The sequence below is a fragment of the Paenarthrobacter nicotinovorans genome (genome assembly GCF_007670255.1).
Taxonomy (GTDB): domain Bacteria; phylum Actinomycetota; class Actinomycetes; order Actinomycetales; family Micrococcaceae; genus Arthrobacter; species Arthrobacter nicotinovorans_B.
The window spans coordinates 21,446-42,994 of sequence record NZ_SZVS01000010.1; the positions used below are offsets into that span (position 1 = coordinate 21,446).

Here is a 21,549-nt window from a genome sequence, read left to right on the forward strand (position 1 = left end):
CACTCCTGTAATGCCCGGTGCTTGCCTGGCGGGGTTGCAGCGCTTGCTTTCGAACCTGGCCAGCCTTAAACAGAACCGGTGGCCATGGTCTTTCCACCATAGCCACCGGTCAGCTGTTTTCGCTGAAGGCTAGCCCTTGAAACGCGGGAACGCGCTGCGGCCGGCGTAGCGTGCGGCGTCGTCGAGTTCTTCTTCGATGCGCAGCAGCTGGTTGTACTTGGCAACGCGCTCGGAGCGGGCCGGGGCACCGGTCTTGATCTGACCGGCGTTGGTGGCAACGGCGATGTCAGCAATCGTGGTGTCCTCGGTTTCGCCGGAGCGGTGCGAGGTGATGGTGGTGTAGCCCGAACGCTGGGCCAGGGAAACGGCGTCCAGGGTTTCGGTCAGGGAGCCGATCTGGTTGACCTTGACCAGCAGGGAGTTTGCCGTTGCGGCGTCGATGCCCTGCTGCAGGCGGACCGGGTTGGTGACGAAGAGGTCATCGCCCACCAGCTGGACCTTGTCACCGATGGTGTCGGTGAGGGTCTTCCAGCCTTCCCAGTCGTTCTCGTCCAGCGGGTCCTCGATGGAAACCAGCGGGTAGTCGGCAACGAGCTCGGCGTAGTAGGCGCTCATCTCGGTGGCCGACAGTGCCTTGCCTTCGAACTGGTAAGCGCCGTCCTTGTAGAACTCGGAGGAGGCAACGTCCAGTGCCAGGGCGATGTCCGTGCCCGGGGTGTAGCCGGCGTTCTTGATGGCTTCGGTGATCAGGTCCAGTGCTGCACGGTTGGACGGCAGGTTGGGAGCGAAACCACCTTCGTCGCCGAGGCCCGTGGAGAGGCCCTTCTCCTGGAGGACGGCCTTGAGGTTGTGGTAGACCTCAACGCCCCAGCGCAGGCCCTCGGAGAAGGTCTCGGCGCCGATCGGGGCGATCATGAATTCCTGGATGTCAACGTCGGAGTCGGCGTGCGAGCCACCGTTGAGGATGTTCATCAGCGGAACGGGCAGCACGTGGGCGTTCGGGCCGCCCAGGTACTTGTAGAGCGGCAGGTCCGCCGAGGCTGCGGCAGCGTTGGCCACGGCCAGGGAGACACCCAGGATGGCGTTGGCGCCCAGCTTGCCCTTGTTCGGGGTGCCGTCGAGGTCGATCATGGCCTGGTCGATGCTGCGCTGGTCAGTGGCGTCGAAGCCAATGAGTGCCGGGGAGATCTCGTCGATGACCGCGTCGACGGCCTTCTGGACACCCTTGCCGAGGTAACGGCCCTTGTCGCCGTCGCGGAGTTCGACAGCTTCGTGCTCGCCGGTGGAAGCACCGGAGGGAACTGCTGCGCGGCCGATCTGGCCGTCGGAGAGCAGAACCTCAACTTCTACGGTCGGGTTTCCGCGGGAATCAAGGATCTCGCGTGCGTGGATGGCATCGATAAGCGCCATGGATGTGCTCCTTATGGGCAAATTACAGGAATGAGGAGGGAAATTCTCAACGTCCTCGTCGCTACTAGCGTAGTCCAGAGTGGCTCAGGTTACGGAACGAATTCCAACCTTTCACGTCATGAAGGCCGGGCCTGGCGGTTCTGAAACGATCGAACAGCGGCACGGAGAGCCCGTTCGGCGTCGAATCCCTGATCCCGGGCTCCGGCGACGATCCCCAGGAGCAACTCACCGAGGGCCTCTTCAGAGTCCGGGATAACAGGAATTTCGACGGCGGACGCCTCGCCTTGGGTGCCGAGTCCCGCACGCTCAGCCCGGTCAAGGGATTTTTGCGCGGCGGCCAACGCGGGAAGGTGCGGCGGAATGCCCTCGAAGGGATCCTTGCGTTCCGGTTTTTCCGCGCGTTTGGCGGCGTCCCACTTGACGATGATCTCCTCGACGCTCGCCGGGAATGTCTCCTGGAGGGAGCCATCGGCCTTGAAAACGTGCCCGTTGCGCCGGACCATCTTCGCGTTGATGCCCTGGGCCACGGCTGCGAAATCGAAACTGCCGCGCTCCTCGGCGAGCCGGGCATGAAGCACCACCTGGAGCAGCACATCACCCAGCTCGCCGCGGAGCTCATCGTCCACAGCGCCGGCTTCGATCGCGTCCACCACTTCATAGGCTTCCTCGATCAGGTACTCAACCAGCGACTCGTGCGTGAGCGCCCCCATCCAGGGGCAGTGCTCACGCAGGGCCGCAACCGTTCCCAGCAGCTCGTCGAGGCTGGTTTTGTCAGCCGAGGTTGGCGTAGGCATCGTTGATGTACTCGACCAAGGCTTCGCGCTCATCCAGCGGGAGGAAGGCTGCCTCAGCTGCGTTGAGGGTCAGTTCCAGCAGGTCATCGAGGTCGTAGTCGAAGGTTTCCACCAGGAGCTCGAACTCGTCCGTCAGGGTGACCCCGCTCATCAGGCGGTTATCGGTGTTGATGGTCACGTTGAAGCCCAGTTGGAAGAGCATGTCCACCGGGTGGCTCTCGATGCCCTCGCCGAAACCGGAAATTGCGCCGGTTTGCAGGTTCGAGGACGGGCAGATCTCCAGGGCGATTCCGCGGTCGCGGACCCAGCCGGCAACGTTGCCGATGGTCACCATGCCAACGGTGCCCTCGCCGTCGTCGTCCGCGTTGTCCTCGAAATCGACCGTAATGTCCGCGGCAATCCGCACGCCGTGGCCCAGGCGCAGGGCCCTGCCATCAACAAGTGCGGACTGGATGCTCTCCAGCCCGGCGGCTTCCCCAGCGTGAATAGTGGCGGGGAAGTTGTTTTCCGCCAGGTAGGTGAAGGCGTCCTTGAAGCGCGAAGGCAGGAAGCCGTCCTCAGCGCCGGCAATGTCGAAACCAACGGCTCCGTTGGTCCGGTGGCGGACCGCGAGTTCGGCGATCTCCTGGCCACGGTCAGCATGGCGCATGGCAGTGATCAGCTGGCCCACCTGGATCTGCTGGCCACGCTCCTCGGCGGCATCCACGCCCGCCTCAAGGCCGGCCTGGACGGCATCCACCACTTCATCAAGGGTCAAGCCCTTCTGGAGGTGCTGCTCCGGCGCCCAACGGACTTCGCCGTACACCACGCCGTCTTCAGCCAGGTCCTCGACGAACTCCTTGGCAACCCGGAACAGGCCTTCCTTGGTCTGCATCACGGCGATGGTGTGGTCGAACGTCTCAAGGTACCGGACCAAGGAACCGGAATCGGCGGAGTCACGGAACCACTGGCCGAGGGCCACAGGGTCGGTGGAGGGAAGCGTGTGGCCCACAGCCTGGGCGAGTTCAATGATGGTGGCGGGGCGGAGGCCACCATCCAGGTGGTCATGAAGGGAAACCTTCGGCAGGCTCTTCAGATCGAAGTCGAGGGCAGGGGCAGCGTCAAGTATGGGCTCAGTCACGTACTAAGACTAGGGGGACGGCCGGACCTTAGCCAGCGGGCTTGGAACGGTCGACGCCCACCACGGCCTTGTGGGACTCATCCATCGACGGAGCCTGCGCGGCTGCGGCGGCCTCCCTGGAGTGGTCCCTTTTCTCAAGGTATTTGTGCCACCAGCGAAGCGTGTGATCCACGATGATACCCAGCACAACAGCGAAGGCAACGGCGATACCAACGCCCAGGAGCGGATTGTGGTGCACCCATTGACCGGCAAGCAGGCCGATGCCGATGGAGTATGCCACCCACGTGATGCACGCAAAGGCGTCGAGCCAGAAGAAGGTCCGGTGCCGGAAGCCGGTCTGTCCGGCGACGTAGTTCACGGCAACGCGGCCCCACGGAATGTAGCGGGCCGTGAAGATCAGCACAGCGCCGCGCTTGTCGAGTTCGTACTGGGCCCACGCGAACATTTTCTGTACCTTGGGGCGGCGCATCCACTTCCAGCGGGTCAGACCAATTTTGCGGCCCAGCATGTACGCCATGTTGTCGCCGGCCATGGCTCCCACCAGGGCAGTTGCGCCCAGGATCCAAAGATTCGGTTCTCCGCTGTGAAGGGACAGCGCCGAGAGACCAACAATGGCTGTTTCGCTGGGGAGGATGGTGGCAAATCCGTCAATGAAGAAGAAGACGAGAAGTACGGGATATATCCAGGGCTGCCCGGCTGCATGCTCGAGCATTTGGTTCAAAAACTCCACGCGGCGGTAGCTCCTAGATGAATATGACTTGACAGTGTGATCGAAGTCGCTCTTAGTGTCCCATGGCCGGGACGTCGTTCGCTACGCCCCAGCCGTGGAATCACACGCTTAACGCTATCGGCCGGGCCTTGCTGCGGCGTCAACCGGCGGACTGATCTTGGGAGGCCACGGGCGTCATACCGTGGGTGGAGGCGGGGCATCCTGTTCGGGGATGTTCTTGCCGTCCAGTGGCGCGGCACCGCGGACCTTGCTGATGATGCGGTCAATGATGACGCCAAGGATCACTGCCACCATAATCGCGATGACGGCCCCCAGCAGATGGTTGTGCTCGAACCAGACGCCAAAGAAGTACCCCAGGACCACGGAGTAGCTGGCCCACAGAATCGCCGAAAGCGCAGTCAGAGCCACAAAGCGGCGATGGTTGAAGTGCGTTGCTCCGGCGGTGAGGTTGACTGCCACCCGGCCGATGGGAATGAACCTGGCCACCATGATGAGGGAGGCCGCTCGGCGTCGGAGTTCCTTGCCCGCCCAGCGGAAAGCACCCTGCATCCGTTGCCTGCGCATCCAGCGCCATCGCTGCGTACCGATCCGGCTGCCGATGATGTACGCGATGTTGTCCCCGGCGAAGGCGCCAAATGCCGCCATGAGGCCCAGCAGCCAGATGTTCGGCACACCGCTGCTGCCGGATACAGCGCTGAGGCCCACCACCACGGACTCGCTGGGAATGGGGGGAAAGAAGCCGTCAATCAGGCAGCACGCCAACACCAGGAACAGCACCCACGGCTGTCCCGCCGCGGCCAGGATGAAATCGTTGATGCCCTGCACGGTTTCCTTAAGGTAGGCGGCTCCCCCACAGGCGCCGGGTGACAAATGTTCCGGGCCACCCGCTGGATGGCCCGGAACAATTAAGCCTAGGCGATTCTGCTGATAATCAGCTGACTGCCCGGCCGCGAACCCTCCGGGGCAATGACCACCGCGTCGCGGAGAGCTTCCTTGGCCCGGTCGAACTTCTCCGGGGTGTCCGTCAGGAGCGTCATCAACGGCTCGCCCGCGCGCACCAGGGCTCCGGGCTTGGCGTGCATCCGGACGCCTGCCCCGGCCTGCACCTTGTCCTCCTTGCGGGCCCTGCCGGCGCCGAGCCGCCAAGCTGCGACGCCCACGGACAGTGCGTCCAGTTCGACCAGGACACCGTCGGCGGGGGCGTAAACCACCTCGGACTCCTTGGCCACCGGCAACGCCGCCCGGGGATCGCCGCCTTGGGCCTCGATCATCCGGTTCCAGACGTCCATCGCGCGGCCGTCCTTGAGCGCGGCCGCCGGATCGGCGTCGTGGATACCGGCACCGGCCAGCATCTCCTCCGCCAAGCGGACGGTAAGTTCGACGACGTCTTCCGGACCGCCGCCCGCGAGGACCTCCACTGACTCTTCCACTTCGATGGCGTTGCCTGCTGTGAGTCCCAACGGCGTCGACATGTCGGTAAGCAAGGCAACGGTGTGTACGCCTGCATCCTTGCCCAGTGCCACCATGGTTTCGGCAAGCTCCCGGGCCTTGGCTTCGTCCTTCATGAATGCTCCGGAGCCCACTTTGACGTCCAGGACCAACGAGCCCGTGCCTTCGGCGATCTTTTTGCTCATGATCGAGGACGCGATCAGCGGAATCGCCTCCACCGTCCCGGTGACATCGCGCAAGGCGTACAGCTTCTTGTCCGCGGGAGCCAGACCCGATCCGGCAGCGCAGATCACAGCGCCCACGTCCTGGAGTTGGGCCATGATCTCGTCGTTGCTGAGGTTGGCCCGCCACCCGGGAATCGCTTCGAGCTTGTCCAGGGTTCCGCCTGTGTGGCCAAGGCCCCGGCCGGACAACTGCGGTACAGCGACGCCGAAAACGGCCACCAGCGGTGCCAGCGGCAGGGTGATCTTGTCCCCTACCCCACCGGTGGAGTGCTTGTCGCTGGTAGCCTTCCGGCCGCCGTCGGGCGTTGTCAGGGACGAGAAGTCCATCCGCTCGCCCGAGGCGATCATCGCCGAGGTCCAACGCGAGATCTCCTGGCGGTCCATGCCGTTGAGCAGGATGGCCATGTTCAGGGCCGCCATCTGTTCCTCAGCGATGACGCCGCGCGTATATGCGTCGATGGTCCAGTCGATCTGTTCCGGGGTGAGCGTGCCCTTGTCACGTTTGATGGTGATGATCTGGACAGCGTCGAAGGCTTCAGTGCTGGTCAAGGGTCTCCTCCAGATGTTCAGGACCAAAAGCGTCAGGGAGCACCTGGTCCATGGTTTTGATGCCTTGGGTGGTCATGAGCTGCATCCCGGGTGCCCGGAATTCGTAGAGCAGCTGGCGGCAGCGTCCGCATGGCATGAGGACATTGCCCTGGCCGTCCACACAATAGAAAGCGGCGATCCTGCCGCCGCCGCTCATGTGGAGTTGGCCCACCAGGGCGCACTCGGCGCAGAGAGTCAGCCCGTAGCTGGCGTTCTCCACATTGCAGCCGCTGACGATCCTGCCGTCCTCGGTGAGGGCCGCAGCCCCTACCGGGAACTTCGAGTAGGGAGCATAGGCGTTGGCCATCGCCTGGACCGCGGCAGTTTCCAGGGCCTGCCAGTCGACCTCGTTCGCGGACATCGTCAACCCTTCACGTACGGTATGCCGCTTGCGGCTGGTGGCCGCGACTTACCCACCAGGCCGGCGACGGCGAAGATGGTCACCAGGTACGGCAGCATGGCCATGAACTGGCTGGGAACGGGCGTTCCGATGATGCCCAGAATGGACTGCAGGTTGTACGCAAAACCGAACAGCAGCGACGCCAGGAACGCCCCGATCGGGTTCCATCGGCCAAAGATCAGGGCAGCCAGCGCAATGAAGCCGCGGCCGCCGGAGATGTCCTTGGTGAAGGAGTCGATGGTCACCAGGGTGAACACCGCGCCACCGATGCCGGCGATAGCACCACCCAGGGTGACGTTCCAGAAACGCGTTGCGTTGACGTTGATGCCCAAGGTATCGGCAGCCTGCGGGTGCTCGCCGACGGCGCGGACGCGCAGGCCCCAGCGGGTCTTGAACAAGCCGAACCAGACGACGGCCACAGCGATGTACATGAGGTAGCCGGCGATGGACTGTTCGAAAAGGATGGGCCCAATGATGGGGATGTCCGAGAGCAGCGGGATGGGCAGGATGTCCAAGCGGCCCGGAGTGTTGAACTGCTCCTTGTTGGGGACCATGAGCGTGCCGTACAGGAAGCCCGTCAGGCCGGAGACCAGAACGTTGAGGACGACACCGACGATGATCTGGTTCACGAGGTACTTGATACTGAACACCGCAAGGACCATGGAGACCACCGCACCGGCAGCGGCCGCGGCGATCAGGCCGATGTACGGGCTTCCGGTCATGGTGGCCACCAGGGCTGCCGTGAACGCGCCGCCCAGGAGCTGGCCTTCGATGGCGATGTTGACCACGCCGACACGCTCACACAGGACGCCCGAAAGCGAGCCGAAGACCAATGGAACCGCGAGGGTCACCGAACCGGCCACCAGGCCTGCCAGGGAAATGGACGGCTGACGGGCACCGGCCACAATCCACACCAACAGGGCGAAAACGAAGACCACGGCGAACGCTATGGGAAGCCACTTTGGCGACTTTTCTCCCTGTGTCCAGAGGTAGATCGAGTAGGCAGCCATGGCCAGCAACAGGATGCCGAGCACGATGCCACCCACTTGGCCGGGAATCATCAGCGCCGGGACTGCTACCGCGTCGCCGGTATCGCTGATCTTCATCTCCGCTGTCTTGTCCGAGCCGAGGAAGCCAAAGAAGACCAGTGCAACAAGGGCCAGGACGCCCAGCGAAACGGGAACTTTCAAGGACGGTCGGAACCCCGGCAGGGCCGTGGAACCCGACCTGGGGGCAGTGGTTGTCGCGCTCATTTGGCACCTCCGGTGGCGTTGGCAAGGGCAGCTTCAGGGGCCGCCTTCGGTGTCTTGTCCTTCTTCTTTTTCTTGCCTTCCAGCCGGAAGATCGATCGGATCAGTGGCGGAGCAGCGATGAACAGGACGATCAGGGACTGGACCACCAGCACGATGTCGATGGGTGTTCCGGTTTGGATCTGCATCTGCACGGCACCGGCGCGGAAGGCACCGAACAACAGTCCCGCGAAGAAGGTCCCCCACGGCGTGCTGCGGCCGAGCAAGGCAACAGTGATGGAGTCGAATCCGATCTGGGCCGCCACACCTCCAGTCAGCACCTTTTCGGTGCCGGCGACCTGCGCGACGCCACCGAATGCGGCCAAGGCACCGGCCAGTGCCATCACGAGGATGGTGGCCCGGGGTACCTTGACGCCGGCCGTGCGGGCAGCGATCGGGTTCGCACCAACGGCACGGAATTCAAAGCCGACAGTGGACCGGTTCAACATCCACCACACGCCGTAGGTCAGCGCGATGGCCACAAGGAAGCCAAGGTGGAGCCGGGATCCCGGAATGAGCACCGGGTAGGTTGCGGTTTCATCCAAACGCGGCGAGATGGGGCTGTTGTCCCCCGGCCGCCGGAACGCTGCGGTGTTCAGGAGGAAGTCCAGCAGGAACAAGGCCACATAGTTCAGCATGATGGTCACGATGACCTCGTGCGCGCCGGTCCGGGCCTTGAGGATACCGACGATCGCGCCCCATGCGGCGCCGCCGAGGACACCCATGATGATAACGAGAAGCAGGTGCAGGCCGAAGGGCAGGTGCCAGGTGAACCCGACGTAGGCGGCAAGGGTGGCGCTGATGATGATCTGCCCCTGCGCACCGATGTTGAAAAGGCCCGCACGGAAGGCCAGGGCAACGCCCAAGCCGGCACAGATCAAGGGCGTGGCAACCGTCATCGTTTCCAGCAGCGGCTTGAAGCCCTGCCGGGGGCTGAAGACCGAGCCCTGGAAGAGCGCCACGTAGCTGTCCGTCATGGCAGACCACAGCGCGGTCAGGAAATCGCTGGGACGGGCGAAGAGGTAGCCCGCGGTCTTGGCTACCTGGGAATCGGTGCTGGCAATCAGCAAGCCACCGAGGAACAGCGCCACAATGACGGCCAAAACAGACACGAAGCCATTGCCCATGACAATGCGACGCATCAGGTTGCCCTGTTCGTGTCCGGGATCTCCACTCTGGGACGAAACCGGGACAATGGACGGCTCAAGGGTCCCTCCGGCGGTATCCAAGGCAACGTCTGCTGCCCGTACTTCCGCTGTGGACTCCCCAGGGGTTTGGTCCTTGGTGGACCCGTCGCTGCTAGTGGTCATCGGAGCCTCCTTCCGGGCCGACGCCGGCCATCATCAAGCCGAGCGTGTCGCGGGGTGTTCCCGCCGGGACGATTCCCACGAGTTTGCCCTTGTAGAGCACTGCGATCCTGTCTGCGAGTTCGATGACTTCATCCAGCTCCGTGGAAACGATCATCACCGGCGTCCCGACGTCGCGCTCGGCAACAATGCGCTTGTGCAGGAATTCGATGGAGCCGACGTCCACACCACGGGTTGGTTGGCTTGCGATGAACAACCGAAGCGGCCGGGAGAGCTCCCGGGCCATGACCACTTTTTGCTGGTTGCCACCGGACAAGGTTCCCGCAGCCGACCCGGCAGAGGGCGTGCGGATATCGAATTCCTCGATCTTGGCCTTGGCATGTTCGGCCACCTTGGCGGGCTTCATGCTGATACCGCTGGCAAACGGAGCCTGGTCGTACAGGTCAAGCACCAGGTTCTCGGCCACCGAGAAAGGACCCACCAAGCCGTCGACGGTACGGTCTTCGGGGACAAAGCCGACGCCGGAGCGCAGCACGTCCTTGACGGGGAGTCCCAGGAGTTGCTTCCCGTCCAGGACCACCGAGCCTGTCACGTGTTCCTGGACTCCGAGGATGGCTTCGGTCAGCTCGGTTTGGCCATTGCCCTGGACCCCTGCGATGGCAAGGATCTCGCCCTGTGCGATGTCGAAGCTGATCCCGTCCACCACGTTGGTTCCGTTGGCGGCGCGGACCGTCAGGTTTTCGACGACGAACGTGGTTTCCTTGGGCTGGGCGGCGGCCTTGTTCAGGCTCAGGCTGACCGGGCGGCCCACCATCATGGAGGCGAGCTCCGTGGGTGAGGCAGTGGGAGGTGCGTCGCCAACGACTTTGCCGCGGCGGACCACTGTGATCACGTCGGAGACGGCCTTTACTTCGCGCAGTTTGTGCGAGATGAAGACGATGGACGTCCCGCCGGCTTTGAGCTGGCGCATGATGTCCAGCAGTTCGTCGGTTTCCTGCGGGGTGAGCACCGCTGTGGGCTCGTCCAGGATGAGGACCTTGGCTTCCCGGACCAGGGCCTTGATGATTTCGACACGCTGTTGGACGCCCACCGGGAGGTCTTCCACCAGGGCGTCGGGATCGACGTCGAAACCGTACTTGTCGGAAATTTCCCGGATCTTTTTCCGGGTCTCGTCGATGCTGAGGACACCGCCAAAGGACGTCGGTTCGGCACCGAGCGCCACGTTTTCGGCCACCGTAAACACAGGGACAAGCATGAAGTGCTGGTGCACCATGCCGATACCGGCAGCCATGGCGTCGCCCGGGCCGCGGAAGTTCACAGGCTGGTCGTCCACAAGGATCTGGCCCGCGGTGGGCTCATACAGCCCGTAGAGCACGTTCATGAGGGTTGATTTGCCGGCACCGTTTTCGCCGAGGAGGCAATGGATCTGGCCGGATTCGACCACGAGGTCGATGTCTTGGTTGGCATAGAAGGTCCCGAACGCTTTCGAGATCCCCTTCAATTCGAGTTTCACAACTCCCACCGTTCTTTGAGTCCGAGGGACGGCTGAACAGCTCCAAAGCCACGAGCTTTGGGATCAGCCTAGTCAGGGCAAAAACGCGCCGCCAGTACCGGGGCACGGTACTGGCGGCGCGTCCAGGAATTGCTTACTTCTTGGGGCTTGCCTTCGATTCGACAACGAGCTTGCCGGAGACGATGTCCGCCTTGATGGCGTCGAGTTCGGACTTGGTTTCGGAAGAAACAGCGGAATCGAGGTCGTGGAACGGGGCGATGGCCACGCCGTCGTTGGCGAGTGTGCCAACGTACGCTTCGTTGCTGAACTTGCCGTCCTTGTCGTCCTTCACCACGGTTTCAACGGCCTCGCCCATCTGCTTGACCACGGAGGTCAGCATGAGGTCCTTGTACTCGGGAGCGGTCAGGTAGCCGTCGGAGTCAACCCAGATGAGCTTGACGTCCTTGCCGGCAGCTTTGGCTTCCTTGAGGGCTGCGCCTGCACCCTTGCCGACCGGACCTGCCACGGGCATGACGATGTCCGCGCCCTGGTCCAGCAGGTTGATGGTGACCTGCTTGCCGGTGTCCTGCTTCTCGAAGTCACCGGTGAAGGAGCCGTCCTGGGTGTTCTTGTCCCAGCCAACAACCTGGACGTTCTTGCCCTTGGCCTTGTTGTAGGCCTGGACGCCGTCGTAGAAGCCGTCCATGAAGATTGTCACGGTCGGGATCTTGATGCCGCCGAAGGTGCCCACCTTGCCGGTTTTGGACGTTGCTGCTGCGGCGTAGCCCGCCAGGTAGGCAGCCTGCGCGGTGTCGTAGACAACCGGCTTGACGTTGGCTACAGGGGTGTCATACGCGAAGTCGATGATGGCGAAGTGCTTGTCAGTGTTCTTCTCGGCGGCAGCCTTGGTGGCATCGCCCAGGAGGAAGCCCACAGTGATGGTCAGGTTGCAGCCTGCGGAAACCATGCCGTTGAGGTTGGTTTCGAAGTCGCTGTTGGCCTTGGACTCGGCCGACTTGGTCTGGATGCCAAGGTCCTTCTCAGTCTTCTTGAGTCCCTCGTATGAGGACTGGTTGAAGGACTGGTCGTCGAATCCGCCGGAGTCGGAAACGATGCATCCGAGGAAATCGCTCTTGGTAGCGGTGCCGGATCCGGCATCGGGGGCCTGGCCACAGCCGGTCAGCAGGAGCGCTGCTGCGCCGACGGTTGCGACACCGGCCATTGAACCGCGCTTCAGGGTGGCACGCAGTGGTTTCTTCAATTTTCCTCCAGGAAGAAAGTGATTGGCGCTACGACGGATGGTCAATGAGTGTCCGTTTCCAAAAACTTCGGGGCAGAAATTCTGTTTTCACTGAGGCTTCGCAGCACTGCGCCGAGGCGCACTTATAGCAACAACCCTAGTGGCCTGGAACACACCGGAGTAGCACAAAGCCGCCCTCCCGGACAGATTGTTGACTTTTTGTTACCAAGCAGTAGCCGGGTGTGCAAGTCACACCCGACTACCCACGACTACAACCGGACGAGCATCTTTCCGGTGTTGGCTCCGTCCAGCAGATCAATGAAGGCCTGCGGGGCGTTTTCCAAGCAGTCAACGATCGTCTCGTCGTAGCTGATGGTTCCATCTGCAAGCCATCCGGCCATTTTCCGGGCAAACTCGGCAGCGTGCTGGCGCTGTCCGCCCACCAGGAAACCGCGGAGGGTCAACTGCTTGCCGATGGCCACGGCCAGGTTTCGTGGGGCGGCCGGCGGCTCGGTTGAGTTGTACTGGGCGATGGCGCCACACATTGCCACCCGGCCACCGACGGTGAGGGTGGCCAATGCGGCCTCAAGGTGTTCCCCGCCGACGTTGTCGAAGTACACGTCGATCCCGCGCTCCCCCGCAGCTTCCCGGAGCTGCTCGAGGACCGGGCCGTCGTTGTAGTTGAACGCGGCATCAAATCCGAGTTCCACAAGGCGGGCAACCTTCTCCGCCGAACCGGCGCTGCCGATGACTTTGGAGGCACCCATGGCCTTGGCGATCTGGCCCACCATGGAACCAACTGCGCCGGCCGCACCGGAGACGAAGACGACGTCGCCCTCTTTGAACTCGGCCACCTTCAGCAGGCCGGCGTAGGCGGTCAGGCCGGTCATGCCCAGCGCGCCCAGGAAGGCCGAGGTCGGGGCAAGCCCGCCCGGCACTGGCGTGGTTGCTGCCGCGTCCACCACCGCGTGTTCACGCCACCCCAGTTGATGCACGACGACGTCACCCACCTTGTGCGCGTCCGAACGGGACGCGATCACCTCACCTACGGCACCGCCGTCGAGCGCTGCATCCAGGCGGAACGGCGCCGAGTACGACTTGACGTCGTTCATGCGGCCGCGCATGTAGGGATCCACGGACATGAACTGGTTCTTCACCAGGATCTGGCCTTCAGCGAGCTCGGGCAGCGCAGACTGCGCCAAGCGGAAGTTCTCCGGGGCGGGACGGCCTACCGGACGTGAAGCGAGCTGGATCTCGCGGGTTTCCACCGGCGTGCTGGCGGCGGCGCTCATGCTGCGAACTCCACGAGCTTGAGGTCAACGGCCATGTTGCCGCGGGTGGCGTTGGAGTAGGGGCAGATCTGGTGCGCCTTGGCCATCAAGGCTTCGGCGGTTTCGCGGTCCAGGGCAGGCAGGGCGATCTCCAGCTCAGCGGCAAGGCCGTAGCCTTCGCTGTCGGTCAATGCGCCGAAGTGGATCTTGGCGGCTACAGCTGAATCCCTGACATCCGCGCGTTCCTTCCGGCCGACAAGCCTCAAGGCGGAGTGGAAGCACGCAGCGTAACCGGCGGCGAAAAGCTGCTCGGGGTTGGTTCCCTGGCCGTTGCCACCCAGTTCCACCGGGCTGGCCAGGGCCACATCCAGTTTTCCGTCCTTGGTGCGGGCGTTGCCGTCGCGGCCTTCGCCGGAGGCCAGTGCCTCGGCTGTGTAGAGAGTCTTCAAGGTGTTTTCCGTTCTCTTCGGGAATTGGATCGCGTGAAAAATGTCAGAGTGAGCTGTTCAGCGCGGCCGTGAGCTTGCCGAGGGTCGCGTGCAGCTGCTGGATCTCGGCGGCGTCGAGCCCTGCGGCGTCGGCCAGGCGCTGCGGCACTGCCTGGGCCCGGGCACTGAGGGCTGTTCCGGCGTCGGTCAGCACGACGTCCACGCGGCGTTCGTCGTCGGCGGAGCGCTTGCGCTCCACGAGCCCCAGGCCCTCAAGGCGTTTCAGCAAGGGCGACAACGTTCCGGAATCGAGGCCCAGTTCGGCGCCAAGTTCACGGACACTTCGCGGCTCCTGCTCCCACAACACCAGCATCACCAGGTACTGCGGGTACGTCAGGCCGAGTTCGTCCAACACGGGGCGGTAGACCGCCGTCGCGGCCTTGGAGGCCGAGTACAGCGCGAAGCAGACCTGGTGGCGGAGGCGGGGTGCATCACTCATGGACAAAACGATAGTGCACAATTCAATTGTGCACAACTTATTCCCGCCCACCCACCCAACTGAGGGACAGCACATGCTCCACTGAGCACTCAATAGAGCATGTGCTGTCCCTCAGTTGGCCTACTGCTCGAGGTCCCGGATGGTGCGGAGGGCGGCACCCGTGAGGACCCGGATGGCGTACCCCAGCGCACGCTCGTCCACGATGAAGTCTCCGCGGTGCAGGTCATATTCTTCGCCGCCCGGAGTGTGGGTGCCCAGGCGCATCATGGCACCGGGGAGATCCGCCAGGAACCACGCGAAATCCTCCCCGCCCATGGACTGGGGAGTCAGGACCACGGCGTTCTCCCCCAGCTCAGCGCGGGCCGATGCCTCGATGAGCGCTGTTTCATGCTCCGAGTTCACCACCGGAGGGACGCCACGGGTGTGCTCCAGGTGCACGTCCACGCCGTAGGGCGCGGCGACCTGCTTCACGACGTCGTCCAGCAACTCACCAGCGTCATGCCAGGCGTCCCGGTCCAGGCAGCGCATCGTGCCGGCCATGTATCCGCTGCCGGGAATCGCGTTGGGAGCCGACCCCGCGGAGATCTGCCCCCACACCACGGACACACCACTGCGGACATCGACCCGCCGGGAAAGGACAGCGGGCACGTTGACGGCGATCTGCGCCAGCGCGAAGACCAGGTCTTCGGTCAGATGCGGACGGGACGTGTGCCCACCGCGCCCGGACAGTTCGATCTTTATGGTGTCGGAGGCAGAAGTGATGGCGCCGATGCGGGTACCGATCTGGCCAACGTTGATGCGCGGATCGCAGTGCAGGGCCAGGATGCGCGGAACACCTTCCAGAACACCCTGTTCGATGCAGGACAACGCCCCGCCAGGCATGGTTTCCTCGGCCGGCTGGAAGATGATCCGGACCGTGCCGCCCAACGGATTGTTCTTGTGCATGCGCTGGAGAACCAAGGCGATGCCCAGCATGGTGGTGGTGTGGATGTCGTGGCCGCAGGCGTGGGTGACACCGTGGTTCTTGGAGGCGAACGGCAGGCCGGTTTCCTCGATGATCGGCAAGGCGTCAATGTCACCACGAAGGGCTGTCGCGATGGGCCCCTCCCCCACATCGACCGTCAGGCCGGTGCCTTCGAGCCGACGAGGATTCAGCCCCGCCGCTTCCAGTCGTTCGACGAGCTTGTCCGTGGTCCGGAACTCCTTGAAGGACAGCTCCGGGTGCGCATGGAGGTCGCGCCGGAATTCGATGAGTCCTGGCAACAGTTCATCAACCCAGGGGCCAACGACAGGAGTGGGCTCAGTTTCAGTCGTGTAATTGCGCACGTCACAACTCTAGCCATCCACGGCACAGGAAGAACGAAAGCCACCTCTTGGTTACGCCGCGTTCAGACGCAGGACAACCAAAGAGGTGGCTCACGGTATAAGACGGCGCTACAGGACGTCCGTGTCTCCGCTGGCTTTCAGCGCATCCACGGTGCCCTTCACCAACTGGGCATGTTCCTTGGTGGTAACCAGCAGCGCGTCCGGGGTATCCACGATCACGACGTCCTTGATGCCGATGAGGGCGATGACGCGCTTGGTATCGGAAACCACCACGCCACTGGCGTTCTCCGCGAACACGCGTGCGCCCTCGCCGAGAACCGTCACTTCATCGACGTCGCCGGCGTTGTTCAGGCGACCGATCGCCGCAAAGTCGCCGACGTCGTCCCAGCGGAAGGTGCCGGGCACGACGGCGACATCGCCGGCTGCCGCTGCGGGCTCGGCGACGGCGTAGTCAATGGCAATCTTGGGCAGGGTGGGCCACACCCGGGCCGTTACTTCGGCACGCTGCGGAGTGTCCCATGCCGCGGCAATCTCCTGGAGACCTGCGAAGAGCTCGGGCTGGTTGGCTTCGAGGTGCTTGAGCATCAGCGCCACGGGAGCGACGAACATGCCGGCGTTCCACACGTAATCGCCTGCCTCGACGTACTTGTCGGCAACTTCCTGGCTGGGCTTCTCAACGAACTCCGCAACGGCCAGGGCATTCGGCGCACCCTCAATGTTGAGCGCGGCGCCGGAGCGAATGTAGCCGAAGCCCGTGGACGGGTGCGTGGGCTTGATGCCGATGGTGACGATCTTGCCTTCGGCCGCGGTGTAGATCGCTTCGCGGACCGTCTCCTGGAAGAGGTCGTCGGGGCTGATCACCTGGTCCGCGGCGAAGGAGCCCATGATGGTGTCGGGATCGCGGCGGTAAAGGATGGCCGCGGCAAGGCCGATGGCGGCGCCGGAGTCCTTGGGCTCACTCTCAAGGACGAGCTCGTCGTCGCCCACTTCGGGGAGCTGGCGGCAGACTGCCGCGCGGTGGGCTTCGCCTGTTACGACCAGAACGCGTTCGCCGGCCAGCGGCTCCAAGCGGTCGTAGGTAGCCCTCAACAAGGTGCTGCCCGAGCCGGTGAGGTCGTGCAGGAATTTAGGCGCAGCGGCACGCGAGAGTGGCCATAGCCGGGTCCCCACACCGCCCGCCGGAATGACCGCATGGAAGCGGTTCATGGGCGATTCCGGGTATTTCGCGTCTTCTGTACTCACCGCAACACTTTATCCGACGCAACCGGGAAGCTCCGCAGAACGCCACGGATGTGGCGTTCGTCTCAGACGGTACCCAAAATCGCCTGAATCCGGGCAGGAAACATGGAATTAACAAGCAGAGAAGCCGGGCCTAAATTGAATATGCTGTGAGCGAAGCCTAGATTTAGGCGTGAGCTACGAGTGCTCTCGCAGCAGGCGTTCCCCCCGCATGGATCCCATGCCAGCGCCGCTGTGTTGCAGGAAGGTTTAATCAGTGCCGACAAAACCAGCTGGCACCTTGTACCGCGGCCGTGAAGGCATGTGGTCCTGGGTTGGACACCGTATTACCGGTGTAGTGATCTTTTTCTTCTTGTTGGTCCATGTGCTGGACACCTCATTGGTGCGCGTGTCCCCTGAGGCCTACACGGCCGTCATTGGTGCCTACAAGAACCCCCTCATGGCCCTGGGTGAAACGGGCCTGGTCGCTGCGATCATCTTCCACGCCTTCAACGGCCTGCGCGTGATCGCGATCGACTTCTGGAAGAAGGGCGCGAAGTACCAGCGCCAGATGCTGTGGGTCGTGCTTGCACTGTGGCTGGTCACGTTCGCCGGCTTCGCCATCCGCCACCTTTCCCTCGCGCTGGGAGGCCACTAAGCCATGACAACCATCGAAACACCACGCAGTGGAAAAATCGGGACCGGGAAGATCGCCCCGAAGTACAACCGCAATGGCTCCAGCCGCGGCAACTTCGAGATGATCGCCTGGCTCTTCATGCGCCTGTCCGGCATCGTGCTGGTGGTGCTGATCTTCGGCCACCTCTTCGTGAACCTCCTGGTCGGCGAAGGCATCCACGCCATCGACTTCGGTTTCGTCGCCGGCAAGTGGGCCGATCCGTTCTGGCAGTTCTGGGACCTGGCCATGCTGTGGCTTGCCATGCTGCACGGCACCAACGGTGTCCGCACCATCATCAATGACTACGCCGAGAAGGATTCCACGCGCTTCTGGCTCAAGATGGTCCTCTACGCGGCCACGCTGGTCATCATCATCCTGGGCACCCTGGTGATCTTCACGTTCAACCCGTGCCCCGTCGTCGACGGCGTCCAGCTTCCCGGCGGATTCTGCCCGGCACCGTAGCGGCCCGTGCCGCATCGGCGTGGCCGGCTTGCCGGTCCGCCTGAAGTAGCGGAGCAGCCTCCGCCGACCATCTGAATTTTTGAAAGAGAGAGCATCTGGTATGCAGGTCCATAAGTACGACGTCGTCATTGTCGGTGCAGGTGGCGCCGGCATGCGCGCCGCGATCGAGTCCGGTCAGCGCGCACGCACAGCGGTACTGACCAAGCTCTACCCCACCCGCTCGCACACCGGTGCAGCGCAGGGTGGCATGTGTGCAGCACTGGCCAACGTCGAGGAAGACAACTGGGAATGGCACACCTTTGACACCATCAAGGGTGGCGACTACCTGGTTGACCAGGACGCAGCCGAGGTCATGGCGAAGGAAGCCATCGACGCCGTGCTGGACCTGGAAAAGATGGGTCTGCCGTTCAACCGCACCCCCGAGGGCCGGATCGACCAGCGACGCTTCGGTGGCCACACCCGTGACCACGGCAAGGCTCCCGTCCGTCGCGCCTGCTATGCAGCAGACCGCACCGGTCACATGATCCTCCAGACCCTGTACCAAAACTGTGTCAAGCACAACGTTGAGTTCTACAACGAGTACTACGTCCTTGACCTCCTGATCGTCGAGGAAGACGCCGTACGCGAGGACGGTACGCCGTACAAGCAGAAGCGTGTTGCCGGCGTCGTCTCCTACGACCTCGCTTCCGGCGAACTGCACGTCTTCCAGGCCAAGTCTGTCGTCTTCGCCTCCGGCGGCGCCGGCAAGGTCTTCAAGACCACCTCCAACGCCCACACCCTGACCGGTGACGGCATGGGCATCGCCTTCCGCCGCGGCATCCCCCTGGAAGACATGGAGTTCTTCCAGTTCCACCCGACAGGCCTCGCCGGCCTGGGCATCCTCCTGACCGAGGGTGCACGTGGTGAAGGTGCCATCCTGCGTAACTCCGAAGGTGAGCGCTTCATGGAGCGCTACGCCCCCACCATCAAGGACCTCGCACCCCGTGACATTGTGGCCCGCGCCATGGCCAACGAAGTGCGTGAGGGACGCGGTTGTGGCCCGAACAAGGACTACGTCCTTCTGGACCTCACCCACCTTGAGCCTGCACACATCGAGGCCAAGCTTCCGGACATCACGGAGTTCGCCCGCACCTACCTTGGTGTGGAACCGTTCACCGATCCCGTCCCGGTGTTCCCGACGGCGCACTACGCCATGGGTGGCATCCCCACCAACATCTCCACCGAGGTGCTCCAGGACAACGACACGATCGTTCCCGGCCTTTACGCAGCCGGTGAAGTTGCCTGTGTCTCCGTCCACGGCTCGAACCGACTGGGCACCAACTCGCTCCTGGACATCAACGTCTTCGGCAAGCGTGCCGGCATCGCCGCAGCGGAGTACTCCAAGACCGCCGACTTCGTCGAGCTGCCGGAGAACCCCGAGGCAATGACCCGCGGCATCCTTGATGGCCTGCTCAGCGGCAACGGCACCGAGCGCGTCGCGCAGATCCGCAAGGAACTGCAGGACACCATGGATGCCAACATGCAGGTTTTCCGCACCAAGGAATCCCTGGAGCAGGTTCTCCGCGACATCGCATCCTTCGAAGAGCGGTACAAGCACGTTACCGTCCAGGACAAGGGCAAGCGCTTCAACCTGGACCTCCTGGAAGCCGTGGAGCTGGGCTTCCTGCTGGACATGGCCAAGGTCATGACCGTCGGTGCCCTGCACCGCGAGGAATCCCGTGGTGGCCACTACCGCGAGGACTTCCCGGACCGCGACGACGAGAAGTTCATGAAGCACTCCATGGCTTACCTGGACAACTCCGTCACTGCCGCCTCCTCGGCGGAATCCGTTGCGGGCATCCGTCTGGAGACGAAGCCCGTGATCTTCACCCGTTACGAGCCGATGGAGCGTAAGTACTAATGACGACCGAAATGGCAGAGCCCGCATCCAAGATCGAGCTCCCGGCGAGTGTTGCCGGCGACGGTGAAATTCCCACGTTCCACATCACGCTCCGCGTGCGCCGCTACGATCCGGAAATCTCGGAAGAGGCGCGCTGGGACGACTACAAGCTGACCATGTACGGCACGGACCGTGTGCTGGACGCCCTGCACAAGGTCAAGTGGGAGATCGACGGCACGGTTTCGTTCCGCCGCTCCTGCGCCCACGGTGTCTGTGGCTCCGATGCGATGCGCATCAACGGCCGCAACCGCCTCGCCTGCAAGACGCTGCTGAAGGACCTGGACACGTCCAAGCCCATCACCGTCGAGCCGATCAAGGGCCTCCCCGTGGAGAAGGACCTGATCGTGGACATGGAACCGTTCTTCCAGTCCTTCCGCGAAGTGATGCCGTTCCTGATCAACAAGGGCCACGAGCCCACCAAGGAACGCCTGCAGTCCGTCGAGGACCGTGAGCGCTTTGACGACACCACCAAGTGCATCCTGTGCGCAGCCTGCACCTCGTCCTGCCCGGTCTTCTGGACCGACGGCCAGTACTTCGGCCCGGCAGCGATCGTCAACGCACACCGCTTCATCTTCGATTCCCGTGATGACGCCGGCGACATGCGCCTTGAGATCCTCAACGACAAGGAAGGCGTGTGGCGCTGCCGCACCACCTTCAACTGCTCGGAAGCATGCCCCCGTGGCATCCAGGTGACCAAGGCAATCGCCGAGGTCAAGCAAGCCATCCTGGCCCGCAAGATCTAGTCAGCCGTTCCCTCAAGAACAGCACGACGACGGCGCCGCTCACCTGCGCAGGTGAGGGGCGCCGTCGTCGTTAATCAACCGCCGCAACCCACATCCCAACGCAAGGAGACCAGCGTGTCACGCTCTGAGAAGATCAGCTTCACGGGAAGCACCGGCGATACGCTGGCCGGAATTGTGGACGTACCCGAAGGTCCCGTGCGGGGCTGGGGCGTGTACTCGCACGGGCTGACGCTGGGTAAGGACAGCCCTGCGGCGTCGCGTATCTGCAAGGGCCTGGCCGAGCAGGGTGTTGGCATGCTCCGGTTCGACAACCTGGGCCTCGGCGGGTCCGAAGGCGAATGGTCGGCTGGATCGTTCAGCGTCAAGGTGGCCGACACCATCCTGGCGGCAGACTTCATGCGGCTCACCGGCCGGGAGATCTCTTTGCTGGTAGGCCATTCCTTCGGGGGTGCGGCTGTCCTGGCCGCTGCCCGTGACATTCCGGGGCTGAACGCTGTGGTGACTGTCGGTGCGCCGTATGAACCCAAGCATGTCGAGCACATGTTCGACGCCGAAATCGAATCCATTTTGCGCGACGGCAGGGCCGTGGTGGACCTGGGCGGACGTCCCATGGAGATCCGCCGGCACTTCGTGGAGGACGTAGAGCGGGCTGACCTGCGCGACTGCATCCGGACGCTCCACAAGCCCCTAATGGTGATGCACTCCCCTACCGACAACACCGTGGGGATCGACAACGCGAGTGAAATCTTCCGCACTGCCCGGCATCCGCGAAGCTTCATCTCCCTTGAAGGCAGCGAACATCTCCTGACGGGCAAAGGCCAGGCCGCGCGAGTGGCGCGCATCATCGGTGCCTGGGCCGACCCCTATCTGGAGATCCGCGACGCCACCTGACGGCCCTGCCCACCCAAGTAGGGGACAGCAAACGCTCCACTGAGGCGTCAGTG

The 21,549-nt window shown here is 63.4% G+C and carries 21 protein-coding genes; 5 read left to right on the forward strand and 16 right to left on the reverse strand.

Annotated elements, in window-relative coordinates:
• Nucleotides 1-129: 129 nt before the first annotated feature.
• From eno to FDP28_RS15040, 16 genes are all read right to left on the reverse strand, one after another.
• Nucleotides 130-1,410, reverse strand: coding sequence for a phosphopyruvate hydratase (eno, locus tag FDP28_RS14965; protein WP_142939905.1), 1,281 nt, complete (start codon nucleotides 1,408-1,410; stop codon nucleotides 130-132).
• A gap of 116 nt (nucleotides 1,411-1,526) precedes the next feature.
• On the reverse strand, nucleotides 1,527-2,204 hold the full coding sequence (locus tag FDP28_RS14970; RefSeq protein WP_144662342.1) for a MazG nucleotide pyrophosphohydrolase domain-containing protein: 678 nt from the start codon (nucleotides 2,202-2,204) through the stop codon (nucleotides 1,527-1,529).
• The gene (locus tag FDP28_RS14975) at nucleotides 2,182-3,324 is read right to left on the reverse strand and encodes an adenosine deaminase (protein ID WP_144662343.1); all 1,143 of its coding nucleotides are present in this window, start codon (nucleotides 3,322-3,324) and stop codon (nucleotides 2,182-2,184) included. Before FDP28_RS14975 ends, FDP28_RS14970 begins: the two co-directional genes overlap by 23 nt.
• Before the next feature lie 28 nt (nucleotides 3,325-3,352).
• A complete protein-coding gene (locus FDP28_RS14980; RefSeq protein ID WP_144662484.1) occupies nucleotides 3,353-4,036 on the reverse strand; it encodes a DedA family protein in 684 nt (227 codons plus the stop codon).
• A 192-nt stretch (nucleotides 4,037-4,228) separates the two neighbouring features.
• Nucleotides 4,229-4,879: a DedA family protein gene (locus FDP28_RS14985; RefSeq protein WP_144662344.1), complete on the reverse strand. Its 651-nt coding sequence runs from the start codon at nucleotides 4,877-4,879 to the stop codon at nucleotides 4,229-4,231.
• Nucleotides 4,880-4,965: 86 nt separating this feature from the next.
• Entirely contained in the window at nucleotides 4,966-6,276 is a 1,311-nt protein-coding gene (locus FDP28_RS14990; RefSeq protein ID WP_144662345.1) for a thymidine phosphorylase, read from the reverse strand.
• Nucleotides 6,263-6,676 carry a cytidine deaminase gene (locus FDP28_RS14995; protein ID WP_144662346.1) on the reverse strand — a complete coding sequence of 138 codons (414 nt, stop codon included), beginning with the start codon at nucleotides 6,674-6,676 and terminating at the stop codon, nucleotides 6,263-6,265. The genes FDP28_RS14990 and FDP28_RS14995 overlap by 14 nt, the downstream gene beginning before the upstream one ends.
• 2 nt (nucleotides 6,677-6,678) lie before the next feature.
• Entirely contained in the window at nucleotides 6,679-7,968 is a 1,290-nt protein-coding gene (locus tag FDP28_RS15000; protein WP_144662347.1) for an ABC transporter permease, read from the reverse strand.
• Nucleotides 7,965-9,314 carry an ABC transporter permease gene (locus FDP28_RS15005; protein WP_144662348.1) on the reverse strand — a complete coding sequence of 450 codons (1,350 nt, stop codon included), beginning with the start codon at nucleotides 9,312-9,314 and terminating at the stop codon, nucleotides 7,965-7,967. Before FDP28_RS15005 ends, FDP28_RS15000 begins: the two co-directional genes overlap by 4 nt.
• Nucleotides 9,304-10,824 carry an ABC transporter ATP-binding protein gene (locus FDP28_RS15010; RefSeq protein WP_144662349.1) on the reverse strand — a complete coding sequence of 507 codons (1,521 nt, stop codon included), beginning with the start codon at nucleotides 10,822-10,824 and terminating at the stop codon, nucleotides 9,304-9,306. Before FDP28_RS15010 ends, FDP28_RS15005 begins: the two co-directional genes overlap by 11 nt.
• A gap of 133 nt (nucleotides 10,825-10,957) precedes the next feature.
• Nucleotides 10,958-12,064, reverse strand: a complete 1,107-nt coding sequence (locus FDP28_RS15015; protein ID WP_443192756.1) for a BMP family lipoprotein — start codon at nucleotides 12,062-12,064, stop codon at nucleotides 10,958-10,960.
• Between the two features lie 248 nt (nucleotides 12,065-12,312).
• On the reverse strand, nucleotides 12,313-13,335 hold the full coding sequence (locus FDP28_RS15020) for an NADP-dependent oxidoreductase (RefSeq protein ID WP_144662350.1): 1,023 nt from the start codon (nucleotides 13,333-13,335) through the stop codon (nucleotides 12,313-12,315).
• Nucleotides 13,332-13,763, reverse strand: coding sequence for an organic hydroperoxide resistance protein (locus FDP28_RS15025; RefSeq protein WP_144662351.1), 432 nt, complete (start codon nucleotides 13,761-13,763; stop codon nucleotides 13,332-13,334). The genes FDP28_RS15020 and FDP28_RS15025 overlap by 4 nt, the downstream gene beginning before the upstream one ends.
• Nucleotides 13,764-13,806: 43 nt before the next feature.
• On the reverse strand, nucleotides 13,807-14,241 hold the full coding sequence (locus FDP28_RS15030; RefSeq protein WP_144662352.1) for a MarR family winged helix-turn-helix transcriptional regulator: 435 nt from the start codon (nucleotides 14,239-14,241) through the stop codon (nucleotides 13,807-13,809).
• A 120-nt stretch (nucleotides 14,242-14,361) separates the two neighbouring features.
• Nucleotides 14,362-15,567: an amidohydrolase gene (locus tag FDP28_RS15035; protein ID WP_144662353.1), complete on the reverse strand. Its 1,206-nt coding sequence runs from the start codon at nucleotides 15,565-15,567 to the stop codon at nucleotides 14,362-14,364.
• 108 nt (nucleotides 15,568-15,675) lie between these two features.
• A complete protein-coding gene (locus FDP28_RS15040; protein ID WP_397321062.1) occupies nucleotides 15,676-16,773 on the reverse strand; it encodes a mannose-1-phosphate guanylyltransferase in 1,098 nt (365 codons plus the stop codon).
• A 289-nt stretch (nucleotides 16,774-17,062) separates the two neighbouring features.
• Between FDP28_RS15040 and sdhC the strand changes: the two genes are divergently transcribed.
• The 5 genes from sdhC (at nucleotide 17,063) to FDP28_RS15065 (ending at nucleotide 21,496) form a co-directional block, all read left to right on the forward strand.
• Complete coding sequence (gene sdhC / locus FDP28_RS15045) at nucleotides 17,063-17,443, forward strand: succinate dehydrogenase, cytochrome b556 subunit (protein ID WP_018777254.1); 381 nt, start codon at nucleotides 17,063-17,065, stop codon at nucleotides 17,441-17,443.
• A 3-nt stretch (nucleotides 17,444-17,446) separates the two neighbouring features.
• Complete coding sequence (locus tag FDP28_RS15050; RefSeq protein WP_144662355.1) at nucleotides 17,447-17,923, forward strand: succinate dehydrogenase hydrophobic membrane anchor subunit; 477 nt, start codon at nucleotides 17,447-17,449, stop codon at nucleotides 17,921-17,923.
• 100 nt (nucleotides 17,924-18,023) lie between these two features.
• Nucleotides 18,024-19,823: a succinate dehydrogenase flavoprotein subunit gene (sdhA, locus tag FDP28_RS15055; RefSeq protein WP_144662356.1), complete on the forward strand. Its 1,800-nt coding sequence runs from the start codon at nucleotides 18,024-18,026 to the stop codon at nucleotides 19,821-19,823.
• Nucleotides 19,823-20,605 carry a succinate dehydrogenase iron-sulfur subunit gene (locus tag FDP28_RS15060; RefSeq protein ID WP_144662357.1) on the forward strand — a complete coding sequence of 261 codons (783 nt, stop codon included), beginning with the start codon at nucleotides 19,823-19,825 and terminating at the stop codon, nucleotides 20,603-20,605. The genes sdhA and FDP28_RS15060 overlap by 1 nt, the downstream gene beginning before the upstream one ends.
• 114 nt (nucleotides 20,606-20,719) lie before the next feature.
• Nucleotides 20,720-21,496, forward strand: coding sequence for an alpha/beta hydrolase (locus FDP28_RS15065; RefSeq protein WP_144662358.1), 777 nt, complete (start codon nucleotides 20,720-20,722; stop codon nucleotides 21,494-21,496).
• Nucleotides 21,497-21,549: the final 53 nt, after the last annotated feature.

Coding starts and splice junctions, on each gene's coding strand:
- eno (WP_142939905.1), bottom strand. CDS start 1,410: ATGGCGCTTATCGATGCCATCCACGCACGCGAGATCCTTGATTCCCGC.
- FDP28_RS14970 (WP_144662342.1), bottom strand. CDS start 2,204: ATGCCTACGCCAACCTCGGCTGACAAAACCAGCCTCGACGAGCTGCTG.
- FDP28_RS14980 (WP_144662484.1), bottom strand. CDS start 4,036: ATGCTCGAGCATGCAGCCGGGCAGCCCTGGATATATCCCGTACTTCTC.
- FDP28_RS14995 (WP_144662346.1), bottom strand. CDS start 6,676: ATGTCCGCGAACGAGGTCGACTGGCAGGCCCTGGAAACTGCCGCGGTC.
- FDP28_RS15000 (WP_144662347.1), bottom strand. CDS start 7,968: ATGAGCGCGACAACCACTGCCCCCAGGTCGGGTTCCACGGCCCTGCCG.
- FDP28_RS15005 (WP_144662348.1), bottom strand. CDS start 9,314: ATGACCACTAGCAGCGACGGGTCCACCAAGGACCAAACCCCTGGGGAG.
- FDP28_RS15020 (WP_144662350.1), bottom strand. CDS start 13,335: ATGAGCGCCGCCGCCAGCACGCCGGTGGAAACCCGCGAGATCCAGCTC.
- FDP28_RS15030 (WP_144662352.1), bottom strand. CDS start 14,241: ATGAGTGATGCACCCCGCCTCCGCCACCAGGTCTGCTTCGCGCTGTAC.
- FDP28_RS15040 (WP_397321062.1), bottom strand. CDS start 16,773: ATGAACCGCTTCCATGCGGTCATTCCGGCGGGCGGTGTGGGGACCCGG.
- FDP28_RS15050 (WP_144662355.1), top strand. CDS start 17,447: ATGACAACCATCGAAACACCACGCAGTGGAAAAATCGGGACCGGGAAG.
- sdhA (WP_144662356.1), top strand. CDS start 18,024: ATGCAGGTCCATAAGTACGACGTCGTCATTGTCGGTGCAGGTGGCGCC.
- FDP28_RS15060 (WP_144662357.1), top strand. CDS start 19,823: ATGACGACCGAAATGGCAGAGCCCGCATCCAAGATCGAGCTCCCGGCG.